At 40.2% G+C, this 22,087-nt stretch carries 16 protein-coding genes; 11 read left to right on the forward strand and 5 right to left on the reverse strand.

Annotated features, from left to right (window positions below; genetic code table 11):
• Nucleotides 1-20 precede the first annotated feature (20 nt).
• Both FBD94_RS17840 and FBD94_RS17845 read left to right on the forward strand, forming a co-directional pair.
• Complete coding sequence (locus FBD94_RS17840; RefSeq protein WP_131612786.1) at nucleotides 21-644, forward strand: GyrI-like domain-containing protein; 624 nt, start codon at nucleotides 21-23, stop codon at nucleotides 642-644.
• A gap of 19 nt (nucleotides 645-663) precedes the next feature.
• On the forward strand, nucleotides 664-1,203 hold the full coding sequence (locus tag FBD94_RS17845) for a YfiT family bacillithiol transferase (protein ID WP_165503731.1): 540 nt from the start codon (nucleotides 664-666) through the stop codon (nucleotides 1,201-1,203).
• Between the two features lie 216 nt (nucleotides 1,204-1,419).
• Here the strand turns inward: FBD94_RS17845 and FBD94_RS17850 are convergent, their stop codons facing one another.
• Nucleotides 1,420-3,996, reverse strand: coding sequence for a TonB-dependent receptor (locus FBD94_RS17850; protein ID WP_136881208.1), 2,577 nt, complete (start codon nucleotides 3,994-3,996; stop codon nucleotides 1,420-1,422).
• Between the two features lie 650 nt (nucleotides 3,997-4,646).
• Complete coding sequence (locus FBD94_RS17855) at nucleotides 4,647-4,919, reverse strand: DUF4242 domain-containing protein (RefSeq protein WP_136881209.1); 273 nt, start codon at nucleotides 4,917-4,919, stop codon at nucleotides 4,647-4,649.
• Between the two features lie 285 nt (nucleotides 4,920-5,204).
• On the opposite strand from FBD94_RS17855, the gene FBD94_RS17860 reads away from it, so the two are divergent.
• The 9 genes from FBD94_RS17860 (at nucleotide 5,205) to FBD94_RS17900 (ending at nucleotide 18,124) form a co-directional block, all read left to right on the forward strand.
• A complete protein-coding gene (locus FBD94_RS17860) occupies nucleotides 5,205-6,611 on the forward strand; it encodes a S41 family peptidase (protein ID WP_136881210.1) in 1,407 nt (468 codons plus the stop codon).
• Between the two features lie 84 nt (nucleotides 6,612-6,695).
• The gene (locus FBD94_RS17865; RefSeq protein WP_136881211.1) at nucleotides 6,696-7,286 is read left to right on the forward strand and encodes an RNA polymerase sigma factor; all 591 of its coding nucleotides are present in this window, start codon (nucleotides 6,696-6,698) and stop codon (nucleotides 7,284-7,286) included.
• A gap of 220 nt (nucleotides 7,287-7,506) precedes the next feature.
• Nucleotides 7,507-8,550 (forward strand): FecR family protein, encoded by a 1,044-nt coding sequence (locus FBD94_RS17870; RefSeq protein ID WP_131612782.1) that lies wholly within the window; start codon nucleotides 7,507-7,509, stop codon nucleotides 8,548-8,550.
• Nucleotides 8,551-8,665: 115 nt separating this feature from the next.
• On the forward strand, nucleotides 8,666-11,851 hold the full coding sequence (locus tag FBD94_RS17875; protein WP_136881212.1) for a TonB-dependent receptor: 3,186 nt from the start codon (nucleotides 8,666-8,668) through the stop codon (nucleotides 11,849-11,851).
• A 350-nt stretch (nucleotides 11,852-12,201) separates the two neighbouring features.
• Nucleotides 12,202-13,518 carry a hypothetical protein gene (locus tag FBD94_RS17880; RefSeq protein ID WP_136881213.1) on the forward strand — a complete coding sequence of 439 codons (1,317 nt, stop codon included), beginning with the start codon at nucleotides 12,202-12,204 and terminating at the stop codon, nucleotides 13,516-13,518.
• Between the two features lie 92 nt (nucleotides 13,519-13,610).
• On the forward strand, nucleotides 13,611-14,714 hold the full coding sequence (locus FBD94_RS17885) for a hypothetical protein (protein ID WP_131612779.1): 1,104 nt from the start codon (nucleotides 13,611-13,613) through the stop codon (nucleotides 14,712-14,714).
• A gap of 201 nt (nucleotides 14,715-14,915) precedes the next feature.
• Entirely contained in the window at nucleotides 14,916-16,694 is a 1,779-nt protein-coding gene (locus FBD94_RS17890; protein WP_136881214.1) for a hybrid sensor histidine kinase/response regulator, read from the forward strand.
• A 34-nt stretch (nucleotides 16,695-16,728) separates the two neighbouring features.
• Nucleotides 16,729-17,508, forward strand: coding sequence for a helix-turn-helix domain-containing protein (locus FBD94_RS17895; protein WP_225874855.1), 780 nt, complete (start codon nucleotides 16,729-16,731; stop codon nucleotides 17,506-17,508).
• 67 nt (nucleotides 17,509-17,575) lie between these two features.
• The gene (locus FBD94_RS17900) at nucleotides 17,576-18,124 is read left to right on the forward strand and encodes an ester cyclase (protein ID WP_131612777.1); all 549 of its coding nucleotides are present in this window, start codon (nucleotides 17,576-17,578) and stop codon (nucleotides 18,122-18,124) included.
• Between the two features lie 108 nt (nucleotides 18,125-18,232).
• Here FBD94_RS17900 and FBD94_RS17905 read toward each other — a convergent pair whose 3' ends face one another.
• The 3 genes from FBD94_RS17905 to FBD94_RS17915 form a co-directional block, all read right to left on the reverse strand.
• Nucleotides 18,233-20,431, reverse strand: a complete 2,199-nt coding sequence (locus FBD94_RS17905) for an SEL1-like repeat protein (protein WP_136881215.1) — start codon at nucleotides 20,429-20,431, stop codon at nucleotides 18,233-18,235.
• Between the two features lie 54 nt (nucleotides 20,432-20,485).
• A complete protein-coding gene (locus FBD94_RS17910) occupies nucleotides 20,486-21,454 on the reverse strand; it encodes a hypothetical protein (protein ID WP_136881216.1) in 969 nt (322 codons plus the stop codon).
• A gap of 81 nt (nucleotides 21,455-21,535) precedes the next feature.
• Nucleotides 21,536-22,030: a hypothetical protein gene (locus tag FBD94_RS17915; protein ID WP_136881217.1), complete on the reverse strand. Its 495-nt coding sequence runs from the start codon at nucleotides 22,028-22,030 to the stop codon at nucleotides 21,536-21,538.
• Nucleotides 22,031-22,087: the final 57 nt, after the last annotated feature.

Consider the following 22,087-nt stretch of genomic DNA (forward strand, 5'->3'; position numbering starts at 1 on the left):
ATTTTGAGCAAAACAAAAAAATGGAAAAGCTCAATCTAACAAAAAAATACAAAACCTATTATTCCGCAAAAGAGAGACCTGAAGAGGTCACAGTCGAAGAGGCATTTTTCTTATCACTTACCGGAAAGGGGGATCCTTCAGGAACAATGTATCGTGAAAAGATTTCTGCGCTATATGCAACCGCTTATACTATAAAGTTTGCATGTAAGGCCATCGGAAAGGATTTTGTTGTTGCCAAACTGGAAGGTCTATGGAGTTTCGACGAAAAAGAATTCGGAAAATACGGAATGTCCGAGGCTCCATTAAAGATCCCAAGAAGCGAGTGGAAGTATAGAATGATGATCCGTTTGCCTGATTATGTTACCAATAAGCAGATAAATGAGGCTATTGAAACTGTCATTCAAAAAAAAGGGCTCCCATTTGTCAAGGATGTTGAAGGTTACTTAATGAATGAAGGGAAAGTTGTACAAATGCTGCATGTTGGTCCTTTTGATCAGGAGCCAGTTACATTGGAGGAAATGAGGCAGTTCATGGAAGCCAAAGGTCTTAAAAGAAATGGTCTGCACCACGAAATTTATCTATCTGACTTGAATAAAACCTCGCCTGAAAAATTGAAAACAATATTAAGGGAACCAGTTGTTTAAATTTTGTTATTTTCATTCCATGGAAAATTCAATGGAAGACTTAATGTACCCAAATGGCCGTTTTGTACCTGCTGTTAAGTATAGTCCTAATAATATTGCCTCTTGGATTGGTGGCATTAGATCGGCGCCACTGCTATTTGATTATTGTATTGAAAATCTAGATGAAGGACAGTTAAATACGACCTACCGCCCGGGTGGTTGGAGCATTATACAAGTGGTACATCATGTTGCAGACAGTCATATGAACGCCTATATCAGATTAAAGCTGGCACTAACAGAGGAGAAACCTACAATTAGTCCTTATGATGAAAACCTTTGGGCTGAACTGTCTGATGTAAAACTTGTTCCGGTCAATGTATCCATTACTTTGCTGCACGCACTGCACAGTAGATGGGCTACTTTGCTGGAAAATTTAAAAGAGGAGGATTGGACAAGAACGTACTATCATCCGGGAAATAAAGAGTACATGCCGATTTGGCAAATGACTAATCAATACAGCTGGCATGGCGCGCATCATGCAGAACAGATCATTTCATTGCGTAAAAGAATGGGCTGGTGATTTTTGGTTATGTAATAAATAGGAATACCAAAAATATAATCAGGCTGTATCATTAATCGATTTATCTTATTCTTTATGCGCTTCGTCGTCCTGAATTTATTTCAGGATCTCGTTTAAGCAGGTTTTGAATGGGATATTCGAGATCCTGAAATAAATTCAGGATGACGGCCGAATTAATGATACAGCCTGATTGTATTTTTGTATTGAAAGATGAACTTAGAAAGAATAGCGAAGCGTAACACCGTAAGTTCTTGGATCACCAAGTACGCCTGCATACAAGCCTGAGTTACCGGCAGCAGCTTGCAATTGCTCATAGTACTTAGTATTCCCAAGGTTTCTGCTCCAGGCAAATGCTGCGAATTTTTCTGATTTAAACCCTATTCTGGCGTTCAATAGCGCATAACCATCCACATTTAACACTTTTGAAGGTGTTGGGTTTGAAGAGTATTCTGAGCGGTAACTGGCATCACCAGCAATAAAATATCTACCATTTTGGACGGCCAAACCACCAGGAATGCTAAATTCTGCACCACCTGAAACATTCCATTTAGATATACCTGGTATTCTACCGCCTGAAGCATCTTTAAACGCGACCTGAGTAGCGACATTGTTAATGAGTTCCGTATGCCCGGTTTCTTCTAAAGGCAATGGTGCATTGGTGAATTTTACATACTTGCCATCAAGATAAGCTACGGCGGCATTTAAAGTTAAGAACTTTTCTAACTGAAAGCTTCCATCAACTTCCAGACCTTTTACGTTAACTTTCTCTGCATTGGCAAGATAACCTCTGTTTACACCCAACTGTGGAGATTGAACATTGGTTTGGTAATCTTTAATATCAGTATTAAAACCCGTTACGTTTAGCAAAAAGCCTTTAAAAGGTTTAGTTTTAACACCTAACTCATAATGTTGAACGTATTCTGGTTTTACTACAGCCAGAGACAAGTCTGCCTCGCCAGTTGAAGTAGTAGGTAAGCCCCCAACGTTAACACCAACTGGTTTATAAGCAGTAGAGTAATTTCCGTAAACGTTTAACTTAGTAGTAGGGCGGTACGATAACGTAAGGTTACCGGACAAATTATTGTTGTTTGTGCTTGTAGCAAATTTCTGATTGCTGTAAACAGCGGCTTTAAGCGCAAGTAAAGCTGCGTCTGAAGTTTGCAAACCTCCGTAAGTTACCCTGTCATAGTCAACATCTTTCTTGTCATAGGTAAACCTTAAACCTGGTAACACATGCAGGTGTTCTATAAACTCCCAGTCAGCCTGTGCAAAAACGGCAGCACTTAATGATTTAATGGTTGAGTTGGTTTTGATCCCGAAGCCATCTAACAGACCTGGGGTCGAGTATAGTGCCTGAGCACCAGTAGCTGATGTTTGTACAAATCTCCATTGATCTTTACCTACTTCTTCCGTCTGAGATAATCCTTTTAAATTCTGAGCAAGTGCAAATACACCAATTACGCCACTTATTTTCTCTGTAATATTACCAGCATATCTAACTTCTTGCGAATATTGATCATGGCGGGAGTTACCTTGAGATTTGGTCAATGCAGAGAATTCAGAGAAATCCCTATCGTTTGTAGGATCCCAGTTCCAGAATCTCCAGGCGGTAGTAGAAGTAAGCGTTCCATTGCCGATTTTATAATCCACATTCACAGAAATACCACCAATGGATTGGTTCTGTTTCCAGGGTGTATTGGTGCTGATCTCTCTAGAGAAAGGATCTATTTTAGGCTGCTGATATCCTAAACCAGAAATAATATTGGCATACTGGCGGTAAGCACTTCTCTCTGTTGTGGTCACACCTGCAATTACCAATGGGTAACCAGCAGGGTGCTGGATGCTTATATCGCTGCTTAACAATACTTGTAATTTATCTGATGGGGTGTAATACAACTGACCTTTAAAACCAAGGTTGTTTTGGCCACTGTATTTGCGTTCTTCTCTGGTATTCCAGATTGTACCATCGCGTTGCGTACCTGAGATAGATAATTTTGCTGCAAGATTTTTTGCTACGCCTCCTGAAACCGATGTTTTTGCTTGTATAAAATTATAGTTTCCAAAACTCAATTCTACTTTTGCACTAGGTGTTTGAGTTGGTTTTGTTGTAGTAATGTTAAATGCACCAGCGGTTGTATTTTTTCCAAATAAGGTACCTTGTGGGCCACGCAGGATTTCTATCCGTTCAATGTCAAGAAAATCTGTAGAAGTAGCGGCAGGACGAGCCTGGTAAACTCCGTCTACGTAAAAGCCTACACCCGGATCAATACCATCGTTTGTTAAACCAAATGTTGAGCCTAAGCCCCTGATATTAAGTGTTGTGTTTCTTGCATTTGAAGCATATAACTGAACCGAAGGCACCAGTTCTTTTAAACGGTTAACGTTAAAAGCGCCTGCATTTTCTGCGGCTTGTCCACCAATAACTGTAATTGCAATAGGTACATCCTGTAATACTTCTACACGTCTTCTTGAGGTTACCACGATCTCATCTAGTAGTTCACTTTCAACCAGGACCAACTCAAAAGGTGCTTCCTGAAGCTTTAATATCTGAAAATCCTGTGCTTTGTAACCAATTGAACTGACTTGAAGGAAAAATGGAAGTTCTTGGTTTGAATTGATGCTGAAGAAACCTTTTTCATCAGCAATGGTTGAGATCTTGGTACCTCTTATTTTCACAGTTGCTTTTGGTACCGGAGTTCCATTCGTATTCTTTATTGTACCAGTTATGCTTTGGGCAAAAGCAAAGCTTGCGGTGAGTAGAAATGATAAAAGGATAAGTATGCTTTTCTTCATGATTTTAATATTTATTGATTTGTTTGGTTATAGTTAATGCCATAGCAAAGCCATGTGGATGTTTTTAAGCATCCTTTATCGTCATATTTTGAAATTGTTATTAGGAGGTTGTAAGCGTTAGTTTTTACTAGCGATTACAATGGGCTGAATCAGCAGCAACAACAACACCGGTCTATAAGGAAGTACATTTCTTCTTTAGCCATTTTTCTTTTCATTTTTATAAAATGCAAATCTGTTTTCATTTACTTGTTGTTGGTAAACAGTTGTTTAGTTAGGCAAATATAGGATATATTTTATTATTAGCAATAAAATCTATGGAAATAGTAGATTATTATTGAAATAGAGGGAATGAATTGCGATAAAGTAGCTCTAAATGCCTTTAATCGTGTTTTATGAGTTTATATTTTAATTTGATCCTAACTCAATTCTTGATGCTTTTCGATATTTTATTTTGGCAAAATACGATTAGACTGAGTTTTCAATCAAATTTCAAGCGCTTGAGATTTCTCATTAATTATCTCGGGAGCTTTGGTTAAATAACCAAGGGGAAATGAGTGAAGAAATAGGTATCACAAGGTCTATCAATCCAAAGCTGTCATATACTTTTACATAGCAATTTAACGACAGGGGAGATGAACGAATATCATCAATCACTCAGCGGTTACGGGATCTATAATTGCAGAGACTTTACTTATCGAATTTGCAGGAAGCCCACCTTGTTTTGCATGCTCAAGAATCATTTCCTCATTTGGAGCATTGTAAATGCAATAGATTTTATCAGCTGTTACATAGCTATGTACCCATTGTATTTCTGGTCCGAGGTTGCTTAACACCCCACAAGATGTTTGTGAAATTGCTTTCAATTGTTCGGCGGTCAATTTTCCTGCTCCAGGAACTTCCCTTTCAATTACATATTTAGGCATTGCAATAGTTTTTAAATTTTCCAATGATGCGTTTCAATAGGGGCGACGGTTCATTTTTTGAAGCAGGGGGTACTTGGGACATTTAATTGGGAGGAAATTCTGGATACCTGCAGCTGAAATTCAGTATATAAATTTATAAAGAAATATGGGGAAATCTATGGATTTTTAGCTGCTTTACACATTATGTATACCAAAACCAAAAGCATCTCTTTGCTGGCTATAAAAAGATAACGATTTGTTAATATACAGGGACTTAGCTTTGTATAACAAATAACGCTAATCTGTATGTGCCATACATTTCTCAAGTTCAATAGCAGCCCCTATCGTTGGATAGGCTTCTTTTTTCTGATGGTATTAATACAGGTAGCCTGCAAGCGGGAGCAGCTCAAACCTGATTATCCCCCTGGTTCTAATGAACAAATCAATACCTGGATACTCGATAGCCTCAAACGATACTATTACTGGAACGAAAGCCTGCCTGCAAAAGCCAATATCGGTATCGCACCAAGGGATTTTTTTGCTGCTTTGAAAAATCCTGCCGACCGGTTTTCCTACCTGGTATTGCCATCCGACCCGGCATCCTATACATCAGATAGTAAAAGTAAGTATGGTTTTGATTACAGTACAATTAAAGAGGTAAACACCGGACAGGTGATCGGTATTATAAAACTAGTATACAATGATTCGCCCGCATCCAGAAATGGATTAAAAAGAGGCGACTATATCCGTAAAATTAATGGAACGCAGATTTCCGAATCAAATGCCACTACCTTACAAACAGAATTATTAAAAGGGGACAAAGTCGTGCTGGGTCTGGCCGAAATTATCGGCAGTAGCTGGCAGGATACCCGGTTGGCAAACCTCAGTACAGGAATAATATCAGATCAGCGGGCCATCAGTCGTATCATTGAAAGCGGCGGGAAAAAAATAGGCTACCTTAACTTCCAGAGTTTTAACGGCGGTCTAGCCAGTTCGCTCAAACCAATTTTCGCAAGCTTTAAAAGCGAAGGCATAGCCGATTTAATACTCGACCTGCGCTATAACTCTGGCGGACAGGTGGCCGAAGCCGCGGGTGTTTGCGCCATGATTGCTCCATCGGTCAGTTATACAAGCCCTTTCATTACCTATAAAGGAAATAAAAACGGAGGCCTCAGAACCGAGTCGCTGGGTGCTGCGGCAACATTTGACGGTACCGTAAATTTTAACGACCTGATGAGTCATAACCTCGGCTTGCCAAGAATTTATATTCTGAGTACAGGGGTGACGGCCTCAGCAGCCGAAGTGGTCATCAATAATCTAAAACCATATATGCAGGTGGTCCTGATAGGCGAACGGACACTGGGTAAAGATGAAGCCTCATTCACCATTAACGACATGCGCAAACCTAAGCAGGTGCAATGGGAAATGCATCCCATAGTTTATAAGCTGTTCAATGCCCAAGGAAAAGGGAATTACAGTACTGGCATCGAAGCCGATATACAGGTCAATGAGTTCACAGCCCTTCCGCTATTGCCTTTTGGCGAAGCTGAGGATCCCCTGGTAAAAGCAGCGCTTACCGGCATAACCAATAAGGCAAAAATAAGCGCTTCAAATAGGACGCTGGCAGAGGGAAATGGTACCGGCACATGGACCATACTAAGCGACACCCGTATTTTAACAGCCAGACGCAGCGTGGCGATTACCCACCGATAAATCCGGCCTAAAGATCTCGTAGACTTAACATTAACTTAAAATGCCGAGGCTAACTTGCATAAGTTAACCAAATCAATTAATGCTATGGAATTTTTTAACGCCTCCACAAACACAGCGCTTTTAAATGGATTGAGAAACGGAGATTTTGATGCTTTCAATACAATTTACAAAACACACCGAAGAAAGGTTCAGGGCTATGCTTACCGTTTTGTACGCAATACCGAAGAAGCTGAAGAGCTAACCCAGGATGTATTTGTACAGATCTGGGTGAACCGGACTAAAATTGATCCCGATAAAAACTTCGAAGCCTTTATTTATACCATTCTGCGCAACAACTTCCTTACCGCACTGAAAAGAAAATCGAGATTCTCCCTTTTTCAAAAAGTAAAAGCGGCAGACGAAGAGGAGTTCCATACTGTAGAAGATTACATAAACTTTAAAGACTGCCAGGTCATTACTAATCAGGCGGTACAAACGCTATCCCCGCAAGTGAAAAAGGCTTATTTATTAAGCCGAATAGAAGGATGTACCCATGAGGAAATCTCAGCAAGAATGGGGATATCTAAGAATACCGTAAATAACCACATAAAAAACTCGCTCGGACAAATCCGCAGGTACCTTGTCGATCGTTCACCAGAAACCATCCTCCCTTTATTGCTGTTGTTTCTGTTTTAAGGTCATATTAATGCGATCGTATTAAATCGGTCGTCATGCTGGCGAAGGCCAGTATCCCTCAATAAAAAAAACACGCAATACTGCAAATCCCTGCCGGCGGCCAGGTATTTAAAATAAAAATGAAAAGCATATAGCTGTTGTAGCTTTCTTAATCATATATACTATTGAAGGCGCATTTATAACGCGCTGAGAAAGCACCCATCATGTGCGCTAATAGAAAATGATTAAAATAAAACAATTGAAACAGCAAAACGAAATAAAGAGACTATTTAAACTATACCTGGAGGGCGAAACAAATGCCCGGCAGGAAGAATTGTTGTTTCGCCAATTAAATGAGGGCGGGGATAAAGATCCTATCCTTTTTGAGGAAATGAAAGACAGCTGGGAAAATGAGCCCTCGTCGCCCGATAATTCCCAGGAGGCTGAGGAAAGCTTTGATCAGATCTGGCTGAAGGTAGAAAAGAAAAGCCATAAGCGCTTGCAGCGGGTTCAAGTGATGAAATATGCAGCTTCAATACTACTGTTACTCTCCACAGGCCTGGGTTGGTATGCCTATCAGAAAAAGGAAAGTATAAAAACCGTTCAGCTGATCAGCAAAATAACCAGGGCGGGCGAAAAACTCAAACTAATTTTGCCCGACAGCTCGGTGGTGTACCTGGCTGGCAATAGCAAGCTAAATTGGCCCTCGCATTTTACAAAAGGAAATACCCGCAATATTTACCTTGAAGGGGAAGCTTTTTTTGAAGTAAAACATGATACCACTAGCCCCTTTATTGTACAAACCGCAAATTTACGCACTCGAGTTGTGGGGACTTCATTTAATGTATACGCTTATCCGGACGACAAACTAGCTACCGTAACTGTAAAAACAGGAAAAGTAGCCGTAGCCGAAAATGTAAAAGGCAAAGTTAAGCGCCTTTCTTTTTTAACCCCCGGGATGAAACTTATTTATCAGCAAAACAACGGAAAATATGCAGTAAGCAGCAGCACCAATGTCAATGAAGCCAACAGCTGGACCCTGAACCGCTTTGTTTTCCGCGATGAAAGCCTGAAGGGAGTGCTTGCTGGACTTGAACGGTATTACAATGTCAACTTCATACAAAAAGGCAAACACTTTGATCACTACAAGTTTAGTGTCACCTTCTCCAATAAAAATATAAAAGATGTGATGGAGCAGTTGCACATCATGAGCGGCAATAAGCTTAGGTATAAAATAACGAACAACAACACCGTAATTACTGTATGGGAGGAGGCCGCCAAATGATAAGATAGCTATTCTATAACCTACCTATAAAAAAATGAAGAACCGCTCTGCGCGAACAGAACGGTTCATAACAAATGTTTTTAACTCTTGAAAAATTAAAAAACCAATTGAACTGATGAATATAAGGCTTTACACTTATATAAAAGAATATTTGCGCCATTTGCTAGCCATAATGCTGTATTGTAGTACCATGGGAGTGGCTATGGCTACTTTCCCAAACCAGCAGGCCGCGGCACAGCAAATCACACTAAAACTACAGTCGGCCAGCATACACGTCGGGCTGTCAGCACTCGAAAAAAAGTCGGGATGTATCATCAATTACAACAAGCCTATTTTTAAGGAAGGCCAACAGGTGAGCATCGATGTAAAAGATATGGGACTGGAGCAGGTGCTGACAAAAATACTGAACGGTACCAGGGTGGCCTTCAGGTTTACCGATCAGCGTACGGTTTTGCTGTACAAACTGCCCGATCCGGTTAAGCCAGGGAAAATAAGCGGGAAAATAGTAGATGAAAAAGGCGAAAGTCTGCCTGGGGCATCTGTTAAAATCCAGGAAACAGGGCAGGGGGTACAAACCGGCGTGGATGGCAGTTTCATCCTGAACGCGGAGCCCGGCACCTATACGGTCATGATCAGCTATATCTCTTACCAAACCCAGCGCATTACCGGCGTAATAGTTACTGAAGGAAGGAATACAGCGCTTAATATTTCACTGAAACCTGATACCAAAGGCCTCAAAGAGGTCATCGTTACTGCAGGTTACAAAAAAGCAACTGCTGAAGGACTACTCGCCCGCCAGAAAAATGCGTCCGAGATCAGCAATGGCATCAGCGCTGAGCAAATTGGTCGTACCCCAGATAAAAATATAGGTGAGAGCTTAAAGCGAATCGCCGGGGTAAGCACCATGGACAATAAGTTCGTATTGGTGCGGGGTATCGGCGAACGTTACAATTCAGCCATGCTGGATGGCGTAGTCCTGCCCAGTACCGAAGCCCAAAGCCGCAATTTCTCTTTCGACCTCATCCCTGCGAATTTGGTCGATAACGTGGTGGTCAGTAAAACTGTTACACCCGATATGAACGCCAGCTTTGGCGGCGGACTCATCCAGATCAATACCAAAGATATTCCCAACGAAGATTTTACGAGCTTTACAGCTGGCGTATCTTATAACGACCAGACAACAGGGAAGGATTTTTTAAGTCATAAAAGAGGCAAATACGATTACTTTGGTTTCGACGATGGCCGAAGGAAATTTCCAAAAAATCTGGTCGGTATTGAAGGGGCTAGCAGGGAAGTGATTGATGCGCAGAGCAAAAGCTTTACGAACGATAATTTTACGGTTTATAAGTACCGGGCTGCACCCTCACAAAATTACCAGTTCAGTATGGGGCGTTTGCTTACCGTGGATACTACAAAGGGCAGTAAGTTCGGTTTTACTGGATCGGTCAGCTACCGCAATACACAAAATATCAATGTGATTGGCGATCAGCGCCGCAACATCTGGGATGAAAATTCAACCAATAATACAGGAAAATCTTACGGCTTTAATACAACCTGGGGTGCGCTACTCAATGCAGGTCTGCAATTGGGTAAACACAGGTTCAGTTTTCGCAATACTTATACCCACCTGTACAACAATAATATGACAAGGATTGTCGGCTTTACCAGTGATCAAGATCAGATCAGCAGTAAAACTGGCATTCCAACCTATATACAGGAAGTAGAAGAACCAGTTTATACCGACCTACTACAGAATAAACTGAGTGGGCAGCATCAACTGGGCAAGGTTAAAATAGAATGGGACTTTGCACGGACTTCCGTTAAACGGGAAGATAAAGATCTGGGGATTGCCGGACAAAACCTGAAGCAACTAGGTGGGGGTAGTGCTTACTTTTATGCTTTCAGTAGTACTACAGAACCTCGCATCGAACCTACTTCCCGGCATTATTATCACAATAAGGAGGGCCATTATTCCTGGGATATTGCTTCGACCCTGCCTTTTATTATTGGCACCGTAAGGAGCACAGTAAAAACAGGTTATTTTGGAAACCAGAAAAAGGCCGATTTTAAATGGCAAATTGCCCCGCTTACAGCCAACCTTGCTACCATGCCCGAAGAACTGGGCTATCTGCCGATCGGAGAAATGATTAAGCCTGAAAACATGGGCATCAATGGTTTCCAGTATGGCATATCGCCGTGGTTCCTAGACTTTTATGAAGGTAAGAGCCAAAACCACGCAGGTTTTGTAATGCTCGATAATAGGCTGATGGATAAATTGCGTCTGGTATGGGGGCTAAGAGGAGAGTATTATAAATATACCGAGATCAAAAATGCCACTAGTATAAAAGGAGAATCAATATTTAGCCTTAAACCCGATCCGCGCTGGCAATGGCTGCCCTCCGCAAATTTAACGTATAGCCCGCTTTCATCTCTCAATATCCGCACGGCATGGTCCAGCAATGTGGTGCGGCCAGAACTGATGGACAATAGCCAGTTTTTTAGGTATAGCCCTTATTTAGGCGGCCAGTTTGGTAACGAAGGTCTATACAGTACCCGTATCAACAGCTTGGATTTTAAAACAGAATGGTTTCCGGGGCTGGGCGAAATCTTATCAATAGGTGGTTTTTATAAAAAGTTTGATAAACCTGCTGAGTTGGTCATTAATGAGCATGCTGGTGGTAGCCTAAGCTATAACCTAAAAAGTTCGGAATGGGCAAAGGTATACGGGCTGGAACTGGAACTCCGTAAAAGTTTCTTAAAGAATTTTATGATTTATGGCAATTTAACATTACAAAAAACTGAGGTAAATAGCATTTATCTGATTACTAGTTCAGTTCCCGACGAACCGGATACAGAGGCCTTCAGCAAACAGAACCGCCCTATGTACGGACAGTCGCCCTACCAGATTAATGCAGGTCTCCAATACAACGATGATCATTTTGGGTTTAATATTGCTTACAACAAATCGGGCTATAAAACCTATATCGTATCCGAAGATCCTGGACTCATTGAATATGAAAGACCCCGCGAACAGCTGGATGCGCAGGTCAGCTACCGGTTTTCTAAGAATAGATTTGAAATTAAGCTCAATGCCGGTAATCTCCTCAACAGTCCTTCAGTTTTTTATAACAATATGGGTAATTACGAGAGAAACCCTGATTACGTGGCCGGAGGAACTGATATTAGCGATGCACAAAGACTAAAACCCGGTTTTACCAATAAATATGAAGCGGGCGACAGGATTACCTTCAGCCAGAAATTTGGCCGTACCTATAGCACCTCATTAAGTTACACATTTTAGCAGCATACATCATGAATGTAGATATAATGTTAAACACAATTTTAAAAAGAAAGGAGGAAACCGAAAGAATGGTTTCCTGAACCGCCGGAAATAAAAAAACGAAGGGCAGTTTGAAGCAGGCCCCTCGTTTTATAAACCGATACTTACTCACCGGTAATCAGGAATAAACCCGAATGTTATTAAAATCCCTCTGTTCAGCTGCCAAGAGGCAGAAACAGAATCCTTTGCGTCAAAGTTTAACTGGCTGCGAAGATAGAAAAAATATGATACACCGCTATCATGAGATTCAAAATAATGTTTAACACGGTGGGGCAAAAAACAAAACAGATCCCGCCAAAACTCATAAAATCATGCTTAAAAAAGCAATTTCCCTAAAACTAAATTCAACTACAGGAACAGCATTAACGCTATTGGCAGCTTTAGCAGTATCCTTAACGTCATGTAAAAAAAATGAAGGTGACAGCGCATCACCATTTGGTAACCGCAGTACTTCTGCCGTTTCCTATGCAACAGCGGCAACCTATCCGGTAAAAACCATTACTGCTACTGATCTTGATAACGGTGGAACAGTTGTGTTCGACAGGGATACAGTTTATGAGGTGAGCGGAGTAGTATATGTAACCAACAATACTACTTTAGAGATCCAGTCTGGTACTTACATTAAATCTTCAGTAAATACCCCTAATGTACAGAATGGTGTACTGGTTGTTTCAAAAGACGGTACAATTAATGCAGCAGGCGAGTCATGCAATCCTATTGTGTTTACCAGCCGTTACCTGTTAGATGGCAATCCTGCTACAGCAGCTGCTCCTGGCGATTTTGGCGGTATCATTCTTTTAGGTGAATCGACAGTGAACACAGCTACAGGAAGCTCAAATATCGAAGGCTTAACACCTTCTGCATTAACTGCTTTTGGTGGCAATACGCCTGCTGATAACAGCGGTGTATTTAAAAATGTGCGTATTGAATATGCAGGTTATAAACTGGCCGATGGCATCGAAGTAAATGGTTTAACCCTTGGCGGTGTTGGTTCATTAACTGAAATCAACAATGTTGAAGTGTCATGGGGACTGGATGATGGTTTCGAGTTCTTTGGTGGAACTGTAAGCACTTCTGATTTGCTTGCCTTCTCTAATGATGATGATCAGTTTGATTTCGATTTAGGTTATATCGGTACACTTTTAAATTCTACCGCTATTGCGAACAAAGTTTCTTCACACAGTGCAAGCAGTGGTAACAGTGACTCAAATGGTGCTGAGATTGACAACAACCCAACTAACTTTGCAGCATTTCCGGTTACGCACCCTACTTTTGATAATGTAAGGATCATAGGTGCGCTGAATACATCAGGTGTAACTCCTCCAGGTTTCAAAAACGGTATCACTGTGCGTCGTGGTGGCGAACTAGAGTTGTATGGATCAATTGTAACAGGCTATAATATCGGTCTTAGAATTGATGGAAATGCTACTCCTGCAAACACAATTGTAGGTAGTACTTCTCTACATGGTTTCACACTTGCATATGATCCGAATACATTTACTGACGCTGGCGGAAATACTTACAACAACGGTGCAACAGCATTTGCATACGGTATTACTCAGCCTTTCTGGAACGAATCAGCCTTCAATGCCGATCTAAACTATTGCTGGGCAAAATTTGACTACTAGTCTTTAAAGATTAAAATCAAATTAAGCTATAATGAACAGGGTGCAGATTATCCATCTGCATCTTGTTTTTAAAAAATAAATAAATACAAATTATGAAATTAAATAATTACCTGTTTTTATTGATTATCGGCTTCACAATGCTGGCAGCTGCCTGTAAAAAAGGAGAACCACTTCAAAAAGAACCTGTCAAGGTTGTGAAGGTTAGCATTACCGGAAGTACTACAGTGCCATTGGAATTTATTTATAAAGACAGCATCATTGCCTCAGTTGATCTGGCTAGCCGCGAAAATTTTATAAGGGAAGTTCTGCTACCGGTAAGCAATCAAAGTTCTGAAATCAGCATCAGGGAAGCAGGAACCACAAATGTAATTGACTCCCACACAGTCCCTTCATCTCCTTTTAAACAGAATCTTAGTGTTTATTATGATGGTAGCCAAACCTATGAAAAGAGTATAACCTACCAGTTAAAAGGTTTTGCAATGGCTGGCGAACTGGAATTTCTGGTGGACGAAAAACTGGTGCACACCGGAACACTGAAAATTGAGAAAAATCTGACCATCTATGTCAATGAAAATAAGGAACGTCAGTTTACCGTCCGCAAAAAAGGAGAAACTACCAATCTACTTACCAAAACCGTCACTTCATCCCCATCAACTGGGCAGTCCCTCAAATTTTTCTTTGATGGTACTCGCCTGGTCGATAACATTGAGATTAAGCCTCCGGCTAACCCCGAAAATATGTCTGTTACCGCCCAGTTTGCCACAACATTTACTATTGCCAGCGCCGGAGCCCTTTTTAAAGGAGGAGACGTGGATGCAGTATTTTATATACGGAATTCCGCTGGGGTGGTTACTGTTCCTAGCCCCGAAATCAGGATCAAAATGCCTGCGAGTGGTGCTTTTGTAACCTTTGAGCTGCCACCATTGCCCAACAGTACCTCATTTTATACTTATGATATCTGCGAAGTTGGTAGTGATGCGCTACCATATACTGATTTTCTTGTAGCCAATATCTTTCCTCCTAAACTGAATAAAGGCAAACTCGGGGAAATTAAATTCGGCAGCAGCTATTTTGAAGCAGGTGCGGCTAAACTCATCCTGATGCAGGATATGATGGCACTTAAGTCATCTCCGGCAGCCGAAAAGGGTCGCTACTTTTTTGGAAAAATTTTAGACCTTTCCCAATATTTTCAATAGCCCACAATACTTTTAACAGCCCAACAAAAAACAGCATTGGAACTTTCGATGCTGTTTTGACTCGGGTGTTTTATCCGTTAAAGGTAATATTTTACTTCCCTCAACATAGTACATGTTTTTAAAATATGGACGAATAATAAATTCCCGTAAGTAATATCAGATGAGTAACAAAATGGACGATTTGTATGTTATATTAGTAATATGTTCGAACATTTATCTAAAAGATATCATACTATTCTTCTCACCGAAGCAGGTTTGTTCAACCGGGCAAGGATTTCCATATTACTGCAATTGCTTACGGCTTTTGCAGTACTAAGTGTTTTTTTGTTCATCTTATATTTTTTTCAGGAACGCAATATTCTGCTTTACCGAATCAGCTTACTCATGGTTCTTTTCTTTGCGGGATTAATGATGCTATTTTTAAATGTATCATGGAGAATCGTTGGACACTACTTCATGTTTTGTCTGACTTGTTTCATCTGGTCTAATTTGTTGATATTGAAAAATGGGTTCAATATCGTTACGGTACAATATGTATTGATGATTGTTTCTGGCGGTTACTATATCCTTGGTCTCAGATGGGGTTGGGTGTACTCACTGATAAATACAGTGCCGATAGTGGTACTATTTTCTCTGGAACAGTTTTACGGCATCTCGATTACTTTAGGCATGGTGGGTGTAAATATCTACGCGTATAATATCTCTATTATATTTAATTTTCTATTGCTGATTTTTATTCACTTTTATTTTTTCAGAGCTTTTAAAAGGACTAGCAAAAAGGAAAGAAAATTAACGGCAAATCTGGAACGATCGCTCCGCTCAGCCAGAATAGTTGCTGAGGAAAAAACCAATTTTCTCTCCACGATGGCGCATGAATTGAGAACCCCTTTGAATGCCGTAATCGGTATCACCAATGTGTTAATGGAAAATGATCCCAAGCCTCAACAAAAGGAAGATCTGGAGATTCTGCATTTTTCTGCCGAGAACTTAATGGCAACAATAGATGACATTCTGAGCTTCAATCGTTTGGATTTGGGAATTGAAAAGCTGGAATTAACCACATTCGGGCTAGATACCCTATTGAACAATGTGTATGGGGCACTTAAACTAAAGTCTGATGCCAAGTCTATTGATTTTTTCCTTCAAGTGGATAAAGAAATTGTAGGTTTAAGTGTGCAGGGTGATCAAAATCGGTTGACCCAGATCTTGTTTAACATTGTGGGAAATGCGATTAAGTTTACACAGGAAGGCTTTGTTAAGATTATTGTATGTGTTGAAAAGTCCGTTGACAATGTGCTTACGGTCGGGTTCGAAATCAGCGATTCTGGTATAGGAATTGCCGGAGACCAGGTGAATGATCTCTTTGATCCCTATTTTCGCGGGGAGAATGGTACAAACCGGCAATATTATGGGACTGGGCTGGGACTGAGTATTGCCAGTCGATTGGTGGAACTTCATGGTGGCAGATTAACGTTTAAAAGTAAAGAAGGTACTGGCACTACTTTTAGTTTTCAGCTGAATTTCACTAAAGTTGATCCAATGGTTGATGAGCTGAAGGAGGAAGTTCAAATACCTGCTGATGAAATTGCCCGGTTACAAATTTTGGTAGTAGACGATAGTCCGGTAAATGTAATGGTTTTTCAGAAAACTCTTTCTCGATGGAATCTGAAAGCGGATGTTGCGGAAAACGGACAGATAGGGCTGGATGCGGTAATGAAAAAAACGTATGATGTAATATTTATGGATATTAACATGCCAGTAATGGATGGCTTAGAGGCATCCCGGATGATTAGGGAAATTAATGATAAACAAAAAAAAGGAATTTATATTATTGCGTTAACCGCTTCTATTGATATTTCTTTTGATAAACGTTCTGAATTTGGATGTATGGATGACTTTATGCTCAAACCATTTTATCCAAAAGACCTGGAAGATAAGCTTCATCATGTGGCGAAGTTAAAAGCAAATCGAATGCTGTAATCCTGACCAAGGTGGCTCTATTATTGAGGATATTATGGACGTGAAGATTGAAACTTATATACCTACTGAACAACTCCGGCCATTCATAAAGGAATATGTTGTTATTGAAAGTAGTGCTAACCTTGTAAACCGGGTACTACCAGAAACTTCTCTTGCAATTGCTTTCCGCTTTAGCGGGCAAATTGATTATATCATAGAGGGTAGGAATAACAGTCTTCCAGCTTCTGTTATTTCAGGATTAAGAAAGTCGCCCAGGTTAATAAATTACTTGGCCGATACTGGGGCCATTGTTGTTAAATTTCAGGAAACCGGGGCGCATGCTTTTTTAAAGGAACCCCTAAATGAGTTGTTTGGTGAAAGTGTATCATTGGATAATTTTATCAAGCAGCAGACAATTGATAGGGTACAGGAGCAATTGGCCGAGGCGAAGAATAATATTCAGCGTATAGCACATATAGAACAACTGCTGCTTTCTGTCCTCAATTTCAGCCATAGCGATACGTTAATAACAGCAGCCGTTCAGAGGATTCATGCTTTAAAAGGGTTTATTGAAATTAAAGCACTAGCTGATGGATTATACATAAGTCTGGATGCTTTCGAGAAACGTTTCCGTAAAACAGTTGGTACCTCTCCAAAACAATTTGCATCAATTGTACGCATGAAAGCTGTGATTAAAAACATACAGCCAACACAAACTTTTACAGAGGTCGCTTTTGAAGCTGGTTTTTTCGACCAAGCGCATTTTAACAAGCAGTTTAAAGTTTTTACAGGCTTAGCTCCTGCAGATTTCTTTCGTTTATCCCCACGTTGGTAAAATCAATGATTTTTTACAATTTTTTAGTTTTTGAAGTGTCGATTTTTGGATAACATAAATTCATAACATGAAACTACAATTCAAAAAAGGCACTGTATTTTGTGCGCTATTGCTGTTCCATTCGCAATTGTTCGCGCAACAAACAACAAATCATCAATTTACTAACCAAAAAAAAGGGGCACAAATGGAAATCGTTTCAATTGAAATAGAGCACAAAGCAGCAATTCGTAATCTGTACGAAAACATCATGAACAATAGGAAATTCGAACTGCTTAAAGGTCTAATATCTGAAGAATATACAGGTATTTCTGGAAGGAAAGGACCTGCGGGATTTCAGGAACAGATTGAAGCTTTAGTTAAAGCTTTTCCAGACGCTAAATGGTATGCTGACGATATCATCTGCGAAGGAAATAAGGTGATTATCAGGCAGAAATTTCAGGGTACTCATTTAGGAGAATTTCAGCATATTTCAGCAACCGGCAAAAGAGTATCTAACACCGGCACCGGATTTTATACCTTTAAAGATGGTAAAATAATTAGCACTGAGATCCAAACTGACCGTTTAAGTTTCTTACAACAATTAGGTGTTATTCCAACCGATTTGAAATCTCTTTAACAAAGAAAGCGGGAATGATCTCCGACCACTCCCGCTTCATCTAAATTAACGCTCTCATATATAAAGACGTTGATTTAGGTTAAATATTGTACTAGCCAATAAAAAAATCTAAAAACCAAACCAGCCTTTCTTTTTTATCAGTTCTTCCGGTATCTCTAATTCTGCTGCTCTGGCTTCCTTTAAATGATGTTCTACTTTCTTTTCGTCCTGAAATCCCTTTTCATTTTTGTAAATCTTAGCGAGTTCTATATGTGCATTAGGATATCCAAGCGTCAATGAAAGTTCAAAGTATTTAATAGCCACTTCATTGTTTTTTTCAGTTCCCAAGCCTTTAGATGTTAAAATACCAAAGTTAAAGGCGGAAATCTCATTTCCTTCTTCAGCGCTTAACCGATAGCACTCCAGGGCCTTTTCATACTCCGCTTTTAAATCGTAGAGATAGCCTAACCAGTTGTATTTAGGTTCGGCTAGGTCTGCGGCTGCCTGATAGTAGGCTAGAGCTTTTTCCGGATCAAAGGGCAGGAGCCCTTCTTCTGAGTAAATGTCTCCGAGATTGTTATTGGCCAGCGCCAGTTGCGCTGCAGCAGCTTTATTTAACCAGTACAATGCCTTCTCCATATCCGCCTGGCATCCAACACCATACTTATAACACATGCCCAATCCATTCATAGAACCATCGTTGCTTTTTACGGCGCTTTTGTTAAACCAAAAGAAGGCTTTATCATCATCTTTAAAACCATTAACAGTATAGTAAGTATGTGCCAGATTATTCATGGAAGGGGCATGACCTTTTTCTGCTGCGATGGTGTAATAATAAATGGCTTTACCATAGTCTTCAGTGTCAAAAGCTTGTTCGCCATAGTCAAATAAGGTGTATGTCTCGCTTAGTTCATCCCTGATCTGTTGATCATCCATTTTTTGCCCTTTTGCATAGCGCAAAAGTCTTTTTCTGGTTTCGTATTCGAAATAGTAAACGTAATCCTCGCCAGTATGTTTCAGTGCGACAGCTTTATCGGTCGGGCGAATAGCTGTCTCACTAACGGTATATACCTTGTCTTCCTTGAAAGCATAGGCAAAGCCATCTTCGGTGGGTTTCCGTACAACCAGATCAAATTCAAATCCGCTATCCAGCCGTGTTCCATCCTTTTTGTATATGGAATTGAATTTGGTCCCTTTATGAGGTTTAATTAATAGTAGCCCTTCGTGCAGGTTTTCTACAGCTTTAAGCGGGAATTCGCCCAGGTACTTAAAAAACTCATTGAAGATCTTTTGATTTTTCTGGCCAGCTACCTCAATATGGTAAAAGCCATAGGCTGCCTGGATCTCATTTTCATGTTCAACAGCAATAACAACTTTTCCGGAGGGATCGATGGTACCCCAAAGTTCAGCTATTCTTGCATTAAAATAGTTTCCCTCGTTAAGCGTGTTCAGGTCATCATAAATGAAGGGAACGACCTGATCGCCCTTTGTATTGATAAGTCCCTTTTTTTCTTCTGATACGACTACCGCGAAGCCAGAATATTCGAAGTCAAAAGCATCATCCCAGGTTAATGGAACTGTAATTCTTCCCGTGGTATCCACATAGCCATATTTACCGTTTTTTGAGACTACCGCCAGATCTTCCGGACCAAAACTATAAAATTCATCAAATTGAGGACTTAGTAATACCCTACCATCTTTATCCTTAAGTCCCCAGAGCTCATTTTCTTCGAATATTTCATAGGGTAATTTTTCTTCCTCTGAGGAGTCGATACAAGTCCATCCATAATCATAGTCTTCATAATTTAGCAGGTCTGAGAAGGAGTTAAAGGCAGGACTGACATCTTTAAGCTCTTTATAGTTGAGTAGGCTAACGTCTCCTGAGTCCATAGCCATGGTAATTACCTGATTGTTATGTGCTATGGTTGCCAGCCAATCCTTTGCCTGCTCAGCATGAGGTTTGTCTTCCATATTTAGGACATCCCACATATCAAGATGGAAATAACTTCCATCAAGCTGACCCAGGTAATTGAACAGTTTGTCTTTGGCTTCTTTAAATTTTTCACTATTTTTAATTAGGTCGGGCTGGTCTTCCAGGAAATTATAAAACCGTTTCAGGTTTTCAAGACCAGGTTTGGCATTATAATATAAACCGGAATCGTTAAATTCCACGTGATTGTTGTAGTTATTACCAGAAATAAAGCCGCTGTCGATTAATAAGGGCTGAAGCATTAGCGGCATTTCGTATCCCCATTCCATCATCATCGTATCGGCATTTTCTGCAACTGATGGGGTATTGATATTGTATAAGTAGGTGCGGTGTGACAATTCAGCTTAAATTAAAGGTTAAAAAAAACAACTCCATATTCTTAACCAATATCGTTACCGTATTGGTGTCAATTCATTACTGCCCGCCTTTTTATGAAGCAGGAAAGAAACCTGAATATCATCATCTTCAGTCTGGGCATGAATGGCAGAAAGGTAATCTTTATACATCTCGCTTGTCGGCTGTAATGCCAGCACTTTTCCACCTGCATACAGCACCATTTTAAAATCTTTTAAAGGTAAAATCTCCCTTTTTTCGCGGACTGTACCACTCATTTCGTCCCAGCGTTCCTTGGAATCTGCGGGAGTATCCCAGTAAAATGCTTTTGCCAGTTCCACTTCTTTATCATACATGAGTGATGCATAAGCATTCACATCTTTTTTTATCAGCACATTTCTGAAGTTGTTATAAACAGCAACCGCTTCTTTCAGTAATTTATCCTGATCCTCTTTACTCAAATCTTTGGAATTTCTCCAACCTTCTAACTGATAAGGAACTTCTGCATTAAAAGAGCCTTTAAATTCAAAAACCTTTTGCCCGCTGCCCAGAAATTTTTCTGTCCCCGGTTTATTGGAGGTACTGAATTCAAAAACCTGTTTATAGGTTTCTGTAGTGTTATCAGGGTTGTGATGAATCACTTTGATCTTAAATTTAGAAGCATCCACAAGTGTCGGCGACCAGCTTTGGTCTGAAAGCTGAGGCGGAAACAAGCGTATGATCATCTCCTGTTTTCCACTCGTTAATATATGATCATTAATCGGAATACGTTGCTCATTGGCACTACCCAATAACAAATAGCGGTGCAGGGGCATGTCATTGATTAAAATTTCATAACCACAGGCATCCTGACTAAATTCTACCTCATACAATGGAGTATAATCGTATCTCTTTACCTGCTTATAAATATCCAGCATTTTCTGATCCATTTTTACCTGACTTTTAATAGTTGTGCCTGATAATTGTTTTTGCTGACAGGAAGCCAGGCTCGACAGTAATACTAAGCTTGATATAATTAGTGTCCTCATTTTTCAATTTTAATCCATCTGTGTTTTCCGTCAATAGGAATAGTAAAGGTAATTCTTTCCTGGTGTTAGGTACCGAGCTGGTTAGTTCTTAATTTTTCTGGATAAAAAACGTTGGTGGTTTTTCTTTAGATCTTCATTGAATTCCTTGTTGATGAACTCATCATTGATTTCACCATTGTCGCTTTTATATTGCCGGCCAATTTCTTTCTCTCCGGCCGCTGCGAGCTGGTTAAGCGTATTCGCAACAAAACTCCCGTTTTCTTTTTTTCTTGGAATTACGAAATTGGGCAGAGATTCCAGGTAAATGTTCCATTTTCCGTCCTCTTTGCTTGCATACATGACCTGAACATAATCCAATGCTGCCTGTGGATCCTTATCTTGGTTGAGTAACAACAAGTATCCTTTATCATTGCTGCTGTTTAGAAAAACCTGGTCATCGATTTTCCATTCACTGGTCCCGAGGAATTGAATGCCTTCAATACCCTCTACGAGCCATGAGGTTAGGATCTGGTGGGCAGCAACTTTTACTTCTTTTTGTGCTATCGTATCCATTGTAGTTTTTTCTTCAGAATTCATATTTTTGCAACTGCTGGCTATACCAAACAGTAACAAAATTGCCAGGCAGATTAAGAT

This window comes from Pedobacter hiemivivus (assembly GCF_005144565.1).
Classification (GTDB): domain Bacteria; phylum Bacteroidota; class Bacteroidia; order Sphingobacteriales; family Sphingobacteriaceae; genus Pedobacter; species Pedobacter hiemivivus.